This is a genomic window from Marinobacter sp. CH_CUG1437-1 (genome assembly GCF_037029655.1).
In the GTDB taxonomy this organism is placed as follows: Bacteria; Pseudomonadota; Gammaproteobacteria; order Pseudomonadales; family Oleiphilaceae; genus Marinobacter; species Marinobacter salsuginis.
Genome location: NZ_JAYMEW010000003.1, coordinates 699,746 through 709,186 on the forward strand (window position 1 = coordinate 699,746; position 9,441 = coordinate 709,186).

At 58.1% G+C, this 9,441-nt stretch carries 8 protein-coding genes; all 8 read left to right on the top strand.

What is annotated here, in order from left to right; all coding sequences use genetic code 11:
- Positions 1-190: 190 nt before the first annotated feature.
- Positions 191-2,371 carry a flagellar biosynthesis protein FlhA gene (gene flhA, locus WA411_RS12020; protein ID WP_069183199.1) on the top strand — a complete coding sequence of 727 codons (2,181 nt, stop codon included), beginning with the start codon at positions 191-193 and terminating at the stop codon, positions 2,369-2,371.
- Between the two features lie 60 nt (positions 2,372-2,431).
- Positions 2,432-3,742 carry a flagellar biosynthesis protein FlhF gene (gene flhF / locus WA411_RS12025; RefSeq protein ID WP_291906773.1) on the top strand — a complete coding sequence of 437 codons (1,311 nt, stop codon included), beginning with the start codon at positions 2,432-2,434 and terminating at the stop codon, positions 3,740-3,742.
- 67 nt (positions 3,743-3,809) lie between these two features.
- On the top strand, positions 3,810-4,622 hold the full coding sequence (locus WA411_RS12030; protein ID WP_069183201.1) for a MinD/ParA family protein: 813 nt from the start codon (positions 3,810-3,812) through the stop codon (positions 4,620-4,622).
- 31 nt (positions 4,623-4,653) lie between these two features.
- Positions 4,654-5,397, top strand: a complete 744-nt coding sequence (locus WA411_RS12035; protein ID WP_069183202.1) for an RNA polymerase sigma factor FliA — start codon at positions 4,654-4,656, stop codon at positions 5,395-5,397.
- A 162-nt stretch (positions 5,398-5,559) separates the two neighbouring features.
- Positions 5,560-5,943 carry a chemotaxis response regulator CheY gene (cheY, locus tag WA411_RS12040; protein WP_008173086.1) on the top strand — a complete coding sequence of 128 codons (384 nt, stop codon included), beginning with the start codon at positions 5,560-5,562 and terminating at the stop codon, positions 5,941-5,943.
- A gap of 20 nt (positions 5,944-5,963) precedes the next feature.
- Positions 5,964-6,749 carry a protein phosphatase CheZ gene (locus WA411_RS12045; RefSeq protein ID WP_069183676.1) on the top strand — a complete coding sequence of 262 codons (786 nt, stop codon included), beginning with the start codon at positions 5,964-5,966 and terminating at the stop codon, positions 6,747-6,749.
- A 16-nt stretch (positions 6,750-6,765) separates the two neighbouring features.
- Positions 6,766-8,934 carry a chemotaxis protein CheA gene (locus WA411_RS12050; RefSeq protein ID WP_291906780.1) on the top strand — a complete coding sequence of 723 codons (2,169 nt, stop codon included), beginning with the start codon at positions 6,766-6,768 and terminating at the stop codon, positions 8,932-8,934.
- A 65-nt stretch (positions 8,935-8,999) separates the two neighbouring features.
- Positions 9,000-9,441: response regulator (locus WA411_RS12055; protein ID WP_336119309.1), on the top strand; the 442-nt coding region annotated here is incomplete at its 3' end.

The following is a 9,441-nucleotide window of genomic DNA, read 5'->3' on the forward strand; positions in this document are numbered from 1 at the left end:
TTAGCGTCGCATTTAAATGGCGCAAGGATACCGCATCTGGCAAGGCGAGTCAGGCCGCAAATGGCCGGTTCGCGGAAATCCACTAAGGGCTGGTACGGATCTTGCGATAACTCTTCCAAACGACGCCGCCGCGTCAGATTTTCGACCTTTGAAACGCCTGCAGGCACGGCCAATCGGAGAAGTATCCGGCATGGACAGAGCTTTAGTCCTCAATAACGTCAAAACCCTGACGCGGGGAAATCTGGGCATTCCCATCATGCTGATGGGCTTGCTCGGTATGATGATTCTGCCCATGCCGGCGTTTTTGCTGGACGTGTTCTTCACGTTCAACATCACCCTGTCGATTGTCATTCTGCTGGTCTGTGTCTACGCCCTGAGGCCCATGGAGTTTGCCTCTTTCCCCACGGTATTGCTGGTGGCCACGCTGCTGCGTCTGGCCCTGAACGTGGCGTCTACGCGGATCGTTCTGTTGAACGGCCACGAGGGCGGCGACGCTGCCGGTAAGGTGATCGAATCCTTTGGTGCGGTACTTATTGGTGGCAACTACGCCGTGGGTCTGGTGGTCTTCGCGATTCTTATGATCATCAACTTCCTGGTGGTCACAAAGGGCGCCGGCCGGGTCTCCGAAGTAAGTGCCCGTTTCACCCTGGATGCCATGCCCGGCAAACAGATGGCCATTGATGCGGATCTCAACGCCGGCCTGATCAATCAGGACGAAGCCAAGCATCGCCGGGCCGAGATTGCCCAGGAGGCGGATTTCTATGGTTCCATGGACGGTGCGTCCAAGTTCGTTAAAGGCGATGCCATTGCCGGCTTGCTCATTCTTGCCATTAACATCGTCGGCGGGATCGCCATCGGTATGCTCCAGCATGGCCTGGATTTCGGGCTGGCCATGGAGCGCTATGCGCTATTGACCATTGGTGACGGCCTGGTGGCACAGATTCCCTCGCTGCTGCTGTCCACGTCTGCGGCGATCATGGTAACGCGGGTCACTTCCAGCCAGGACATGGGCGGCCAGATCCTGCAGCAGATGTTCAGTGCGCCGAAGGCTCTGTCCATTGCGGCTGGAATCCTGATTATCCTCGGCCTGATTCCCGGCATGCCTCACGTGGCCTTCCTGGGTCTTGGTGCGCTGGCCGGCGGTGCTGCCTGGTATATCTGGAAACACCAGAGGCAGACTGTCGAGGAGGAGGGCGCCTTCCCGGCCAGGGGCGCTGGCGGCGCGGCACCGCGACCGGCGGGGCGGGATCTGCCGCCGGGCGGAGACGCGGGTGGCGATCAGAGTCGTCAGCTGCCGGCACCCGGAGAGACCAAAGAGCTGGGCTGGGACGATGTCTCCACCGTCGATATCGTCGGTCTGGAAGTGGGGTATCGGCTGATTCCGCTGGTGGATAAGTCCCAGGGCGGTCAGTTGCTCAGTCGCATCAAGGGTGTTCGTAAAAAACTGTCCCAGGATCTGGGTTTCCTGATGCCCTCGGTCCACATTCGCGACAATCTCGATCTGATGCCCAACGTCTATCGCATTACCCTGATGGGCGTGACCATTGCCGAGGCGGAGATTCACCCGGACCGGGAGCTGGCCATCGACCCAGGCCAGGTGTTTGGGAAGGTCGAGGGAATTGAGGGCAAGGATCCGGCGTTCGGTCTGGATGCCTGCTGGATCGAGCCCGATAAGAAAGACCAGGCCCAGACCCTGGGCTATACCGTGGTCGATGCCAGTACCGTGGTTGCGACCCATCTGAACCAGGTGTTGCAGAAACACGCCCACGAACTGCTGGGCCACGAGGAAGTCCAGAAGTGGCTGGATCAGCTTGAGAAGATTTCTCCGAAGCTGGCCGAAGAGCTGGTACCCACCACCGTTTCAATCAGTCTGCTCCTGAAGGTCTTGCAGAACCTGCTGAAGGAGGAAGTGCCGATCCGGGATATGCGGTCCATTGCCGAGGCCATCGTGAATGTTCATCCGAAGAGCCAGGATCCCAAGCTGCTGACCACGGTAGCCCGGCAGTCCCTGCGCCGGATGATTGTCCAGAGCATCTGCGGCAACGAATCGGAGATACCGGTGATCACCCTGGATCCGGACTTGGAACAGTTATTGCTGAAGTCTGTTCAGCAGAGTCAACAATCCGGCGGTCAGGAAGACATTGGCCTGGTTCTGGAGCCGAATATGGTGGAGAAGCTCCAGCGATCGCTTCAGGAGAGCGTCCAGCGCCAGGAGATGCTTGGCAAACCGGCCATTCTGCTGGTGTCCGGGCCACTGCGGCCGGTCCTGGCGAAGTTTGCCAGCTATGGGGTAGAGCGACTGCACGTGCTCTCGTACCAGGAAATTCCGGATAACAAACAGATTACGATCGTGGCGTCCGTTGGCCAGTAACGGCGCGGATGACAGAGCGGACAGCGCCGGCACGGCGTTGCCGGTGGAGGAAGAGGCATCATGAAAGTAAAACGGTTTTTTGCTCAGACCATGGCAGAGGCGCTGAAACAGGTCAGTGAACAGATGGGGCCGGATGCCGTGATTCTTTCCAACCGTCGGGTCGACGGTGGTGTCGAAATCGTGACGGCGCTGGACTATGACGAAAACATGGCGCGCCAGCGCCTGGGCAACCAGGCCGAAGAAGCCACCAACGGATCCCGCCTGGCAGAAATGCAGGCTGACCAACATCGTCGTCTCGAGGATGAATTGAGCCGATCCCGTGACCGCATCCGTGAAGTCAGGGAAAGGCGTGCCTCCCAGGGAGCCGGCTACGCAGGTCCGTCGTTCGCTGCTGTTCAGGAAACGGTCGGCGGCGATTTCAGTGATAGTGTGGCTGAGACCCAGGCGCCGAAGGATGTCTACTCTGATGAACTCGCACAGATGCGCGCCGAGATCAGCTCCCTCAGGGATATGATGCAGGGTGGTCGCCCGCAGCCGGACCCGGTGGTTTCGACAAACACGGCTGTTCAGCAAAGGCTGGCCGAGCGCCTGCAGGAATTCGGCCTGGGCAGCGAACTGGCAGGGTCAATTTCCCGTCGCCATAAGGCAGGGCGACTGGAAGATGGTTGGAAGCAGTCCCTGAAAATGCTCTGCACCGGCGTTCGGACCTCTCGCATGGAGTGGCTTGATGAGGGGGGCGCCTATGCGCTGGTGGGTCCTACCGGTTCCGGCAAGACCACCACGATTGGAAAGCTGGCGGCGCGGTATGTGCTCAAGCATGGCTCCGACTCCCTGGCTCTGGTTACCACCGATCGATATCGGGTGGCGGCGCACGAGCAGCTGTTCGTGTTTGGTCGTATCCTGAATGTGCCGGTTCGGGTGGTGGATGAGGCTCACAGCCTGGACGATATTCTGGACGAGCTGTCAGACCGTCACCTGGTTCTGATTGATACTGCCGGGCTGACAAGTTCGGATAAAGGTTATCAGGAACAGCTGGCCGAACTGGCTCGCAGCCATCACAATGTCAAAACGCACCTGGTCGTCTCGGCAACCAGTCAGCCGCGCATCATGAAATCCGTCTGGCATTGCTATAAGATGGCAAATCTTGCGGGCTGTGTGATGACCAAGATCGATGAGGCCCTGACACTGGGTGAGTCCCTCGGCTTTGTCATGGAAACCGGTCTCCCGGTAGCCTACTACACAGACGGGCAGAAGATTCCTGAAGATCTGCACCACGCAGAAGCTGTTCCGCTGGTGCGGCTGGCCGTGGATCGGCTTAAAACACTCCAGCAACAGCAGGCGGTCGCAGAGGGCCTGAAAGAGCACGCCTGAGACCGGGCAGATTGACAGCAGGCGTCGGAAACGCACCGGCGAAACGTGGCGAGAGACAAAAAACAGTATGAGCAGAGCACATCCGGTACAGGTGATTGCAGTTTCCGGCGGTAAAGGTGGAGTCGGCAAGAGTAACGTGTCGGTCAACCTCGGAATTGCCCTGGCGCAGAAAGGCCGGAGAGTGGTGCTGCTCGACGCCGATCTTGGGCTCGCCAACATCGACGTATTGCTGGGCATCACCGCCAACCGTAACCTTCAGGATGTTCTGGCAGGCGACTGTGACCTCAAGGACGTTCTGGTAAATGGTCCCGGCGGCATAAAGATCGTTCCTGCCTCGTCAGGTACCCAGCGGATGACCCAGCTCAGTCCCATGGAGCATGCCGGGCTTATTAATGCGTTCAGCGAGCTGGGGGATCAGATCGATGTCCTGATCGTCGACACCGCCGCCGGTATCTCCGAATCGGTGGTCAGCTTTCTCAGGGCGTCCCAGGAGTTACTGTTGGTTGTGTGTGACGAACCCACGTCCATCACCGATGCCTACGCCCTGATCAAGCTGATGAACCGGGATTATGGAACCAATCGTTTCCGCATTCTTGCCAACCAGGTGCGGAATGAGCAGGAAGGCCGGCATCTGTTCGAAAAACTGACTCGGGTCACCGAGCGCTTCCTCGATGTGGCACTACAATATGTCGGTATAGTCCCCTACGATGAGGCGGTGAAGAAAGCAGTCCAGAGACAGAGGGCAGTGCTGGATGCCTATCCCAGAGCGAAAGCCTCCCTGGCCATCAAGTCTCTGGCCGACAAGGTAGACAGCTGGCCGTTGCCGTCCTCACCCCGTGGACATCTGGAATTCTTTGTGGAGCGGCTCGTCGAAGTCTGAATCGGATCCAGTCAAACAAGAAACCGGATACATGACATTGGCGAAAAACCTCGGAATCTATAACCAGTCGGGTGCGCAGAAAGCATCTCAGCTTGTTGAGCAACACGCGCCGCTGGTCAAGAAAATCGCCCTCCATTTGATGGCCCGCCTGCCGGCTTCCGTTCAGCTTGAAGATCTTATGCAGGCCGGCATGATTGGCCTGCTTGAGGCTGCCCAGCGATACAGTTCCACCAAAGGAGCCACCTTCGAGACCTACGCCGGTATCCGGATTCGTGGGGCGATGGTCGATGAAATCCGCAAGGGCGACTGGGTTCCCCGCTCCGTGCATCGAAACGCCCGTCGCATTTCCCAGGCCATCAAGGCTGTGGAAGACCGGCTTGGCCGGGAAGCCCAGGATCAGGAAGTGGCCGAGGAGCTGGGCATGGAGCTTGCGGAGTATCATTCCTATCTTTCCGATTCCAACAGTGGCCGACTTTTTAGCCTCGATGAGCTCAATGAATCCGGAGAGCTGCCGATAGAACAGACAGAGACGCAGGATAACCCTCTGGAGGGGTTGTCCTCCGATGCCTTCCGGCGGAGCCTGGCTGAGGCCATTGAAGACCTGCCGGAGCGGGAAAAACTGGTTCTGAGCCTTTATTACCAGGAAGAGCTGAACCTCAAGGAAATAGGCGCCGTGCTGGGCGTCAGCGAGAGCAGGGTCAGCCAGATTCACAGCCAGGCTGCCTTGCGCCTTCGGGGGCGGTTGTCGGATTGGCGCCAGGAACCGGACAGCTGATTGCGTTCAGTCTGTGTCTGCGAAGGGGCAGTCTGTAGTTTTTGGTAACCGATGCTTTACAACGGAAGCAAAGGTCTGACAATAAGCGGTTTAAACAGCGGCCTGCTAGACTTTGAACGCGAAGGTCAAACGAATTCCGGGTGTTACTAACTGGAGGTCCCATTGGACAAAAACATGAAAATCCTCATTGTGGATGATTTCTCCACAATGCGACGGATCATCAAAAACCTGCTGCGTGATCTGGGCTTCACCAACACCGATGAAGCAGACGATGGCAACACAGCCTTGCCGATGCTGAAGAGCGGCAAATACGACTTTCTGGTCACCGACTGGAACATGCCGGGCATGTCCGGGTTCGATCTTCTGAAGGCTGTCCGGGCTGACGAGAATCTGAAAACCCTGCCGGTATTGATGGTAACGGCTGAGGCGAAGCGCGACCAGATTGTTGCCGCGGCTCAGGCGGGCGTGAACGGCTACGTTGTCAAACCGTTCACTGCCGCTGTGCTCAAGGAAAAGATTGAGAAAATCTTTGAAAGAATCCAGTAACCAGAGGTCGGATGGCTCTCATGAGCGATAGCAAAAAGAACCATCGGGGCCTTGAGCCGGAGGTGACCGAAAAGCTCCAGCGGCAGGCAGCAGAGCTGGCAGAGAGTGTTGATGCCGGTGATTATGCCAAAGCCATGACCCTGATCAATGAACTCAGCGAGGTCAGGGATCAAAGTCTGTACCGCGAGGTAGGGCGATTGACCCGGAGCCTGCACGAAGCCATCCGGAACTTCCAGATTGACCCCCGGAACGCGGAACAGCAGGAAGCGCTGTCGAAGATGACAGACGCCTCCGATCGCCTCGAATACGTTGTGCAGATGACCGGCGAAGCGGCCAACCGCACCATGGACCTGGTTGAGGAAACCATGCCGGTGGCCAACGCGTTTCGTGAAGAAGCGGCCTCCTTGCGGGACGAATGGCAACGTCTGCGTCGTCGGGAGATGCAGCCGGCGGAGTTCCGGGAACTGTACGGCCGTATTGATCGCTTTTTTGTCAGCACAGCCAGCGACGCTGACACCATGTACAACAATCTGTCGGAAATCCTGCTTGCTCAGGATTATCAGGATTTGACGGGCCAGGTTATCCAGAAGGTCACCGCCCTGGTAAAAGAGGTTGAGGAGCAGATGCTCAGCCTGGTGGTGATGGCCAGCCATGTGGATCAGCTCACCGGCACCGTGCACCAGATTGAAGAGAAGGAAGAATCTGCAGAGAAGGGCGTCGGGCCCCAGATCAAGGCCGATGAGCGTGAAGATGTAGTTTCGGGACAGGATGACGTTGACGACCTGTTGTCCAGTCTCGGTTTCTGAACAAAGAGGGTAACGCATGGCGTTCGATGCTGATGAAGAGATTTTGCAGGACTTCCTGGTAGAAGCCGGTGAAATTCTCGAAAAGCTGTCAGAGCAGTTGGTAGATCTTGAGCAACATCCTGACGACAGTGATCTGCTCAACGCCATTTTCCGTGGCTTTCACACCGTTAAAGGCGGCGCCGGCTTCCTTCAGCTTGAAGCGCTGGTGAATTGCTGCCACTCCGCCGAGAACGTTTTCGATACCCTGCGCAATCACAAGCGTAAGGTGGACTCTGAACTGATGGACGTGGTTCTGGAGGCCCTGGATAACGTTAATGCCATGTTTGAAGAGGTTCGCAATCACGAGGAACCAACACCGGCTCCGGACGAACTGATTGCCCGCCTCGATGCCCTGGCCCTGCCAGAGGGTGAGGGAGCGCCTGTCGCCGACCCTCAGCCGGAACACGAAGAGAATGAACCGTCGGAGGATGGCGGCGACATCACCGACGACGAATTCGAACAGCTTCTGGATGCCTTGCAGGACGAAAAGAGCGAAGAACAGGCACCGGCTTCAGACTCCGGAGCGTCTTCCGGTGACCGGGAGGGTTCCGGAGATGACGAGATAACCGACGACGAGTTCGAGGCGCTGCTCGACCAGCTGCACGGAAAAGGGCAGTTTGCCGGCGCACCTGCGGGCGAGGACGAGGCTGTCAGCAAAGAAGAAAAGCCGGCGGCCGAGGCAGAAGGCGGTGGCAGCGACGATCTGATCACCGACGACGAATTCGAAAAACTGCTGGACGATCTCCATGGCAAGGGTGGAAGCCCGACTGCCGGCGGAGAGTCCTCCACTCCGAAAAAGCCCGCGGGAGCGAAGGAGCCTTCAGCGCCAAAAGAGCCTTCAGCAGCGAAAGAGCCCTCAGCGCCAAAAGAGCCCTCAGCGCCGAAAGAGCCAGCCAAGCCAAAAGCAGAGGCACCGAAGCCCGGGAAGCCGGAGACCAAAGGCGCTGCCACCCCTGCGATGCCCGCCCGCGAACACGCGCCCGCGGCTGAAACAACGGTGCGTGTTGACACCAAGCGTCTCGACGACATCATGAACATGGTGGGTGAACTGGTGCTGGTGCGTAACCGCTTGCAGCGTCTGGGCGCGGAAAGCGAAGACGAACACATGCACAAAGCCGTGTCCAACCTGGATGTGGTCACCACCGACCTCCAGTCTGCCGTCATGCAGACCCGTATGCAGCCGATCAAGAAGGTGTTCGGCCGGTTCCCCCGGGTTGTGCGTGACCTGGCCCGGAACCTCAAGAAAGAGGTCAACCTGGTGATGCACGGTGAAGACACCGATCTGGACAAGAATCTGGTCGAAGCGCTGTCTGATCCGCTGGTTCACCTGGTGCGAAACTCGGTCGATCACGGGATCGAAGCCCCGGAAGTGCGCGAGAAAGCAGGTAAGCCACGCCAGGGTACGGTAACCCTGTCTGCCGAACAGGAGGGGGATCATATCCTGCTGTTCATCGAGGATGATGGCGCCGGTATGGATCCGGAAGTGCTCCGTCGCAAGGCCGTCGAGAAGGGGATTTACGATCAGGATGCCGCGGATCGCCTGACCGATTCCGAGTGCTTTAACCTGATTTTCGCAGCCGGTTTTTCCACGAAGGAGCAGATCTCGGACGTCTCCGGTCGTGGCGTAGGCATGGATGTGGTCAAAACCAAGATAGGCCAGCTCAATGGACAGTTGAGCATTGAATCGCAACTGGGTAAGGGTTCCCGGATTGTCATCAAGGTTCCGTTGACCCTGGCCATCATGCCCACACTGATGATCATGTTGGGTGATCAGTCGTTCGCGCTGCCGCTGGTGAATGTGGTCGAGATTTTCCACCTGGACCTGACCAAGACCAATATCGTCGACGGACGAGAGTGTATTGTGGTCCGGGAAAAGGTGTTCCCGCTGTTTCACATCAAACGATGGCTGGTGCGTGATGGTACTTCCCAGGAAGTGCCGGAAAACGCCCATGTGGTCATCGTGGCCATGGGGACCAAACAGGTCGGTTTTGTGGTCGACCAGTTGGTGGGGCAGGAAGAGGTGGTGATCAAGCCCCTCGGTCGAGCCCTCCAGGGTACGCCGGGAATGGCTGGCGCCACAATTACCGGCGACGGCCGGATCGCGCTGATCATTGATGTACCAAGCCTGTTGCAACACTACGGCTAAGCCGGGCTTTCAGGTGACTGCGGCCATAGAAGGCCGAAGAACGATGGATTGGGTAGGAGAAGTGGATGACAGTTTCTGTCCTGGTCGTTGACGATTCAGGGTTTTTTCGCAAACGGCTGACGGAAATCCTGACCAGCTCCGGCCAGATCAAGGTGGTTGGGGCTGCAACCAACGGCCGTGAAGGCGTGGAGCTGGCCGAAAAGCTGCGTCCCGATGTGATCACCATGGACTACGAAATGCCGGTGATGGATGGCATCTCCGCCGTGCGCGAAATCATGCGCAAACATCCGACGCCGGTACTCATGTTTTCTTCTCTCACCTACGAGGGTGCCCGGGTCACACTCGATGCCCTCGAGGCGGGTGCCGTTGATTTCCTGCCCAAGAACTTTGAAGAAATTGCCCGGGACAACAGCCAGCTTCAGAAAATCCTGATTGAGCGGATTCTGGACGTGGCCCGCAGCCGCCCGGGCAACCGCCCTGCGGCGCCGGCCCGCCCCGAACCGTCGG

Excerpts from the sequence above, each read along its gene's own strand:
- flhA (WP_069183199.1), top strand. The coding sequence starts at position 191 with ATGGACAGAGCTTTAGTCCTCAATAACGTCAAAACCCTGACGCGGGGA.
- flhF (WP_291906773.1), top strand. The coding sequence starts at position 2,432 with ATGAAAGTAAAACGGTTTTTTGCTCAGACCATGGCAGAGGCGCTGAAA.
- WA411_RS12030 (WP_069183201.1), top strand. The coding sequence starts at position 3,810 with ATGAGCAGAGCACATCCGGTACAGGTGATTGCAGTTTCCGGCGGTAAA.
- WA411_RS12035 (WP_069183202.1), top strand. The coding sequence starts at position 4,654 with ATGACATTGGCGAAAAACCTCGGAATCTATAACCAGTCGGGTGCGCAG.
- WA411_RS12045 (WP_069183676.1), top strand. The coding sequence starts at position 5,964 with ATGAGCGATAGCAAAAAGAACCATCGGGGCCTTGAGCCGGAGGTGACC.
- WA411_RS12050 (WP_291906780.1), top strand. The coding sequence starts at position 6,766 with ATGGCGTTCGATGCTGATGAAGAGATTTTGCAGGACTTCCTGGTAGAA.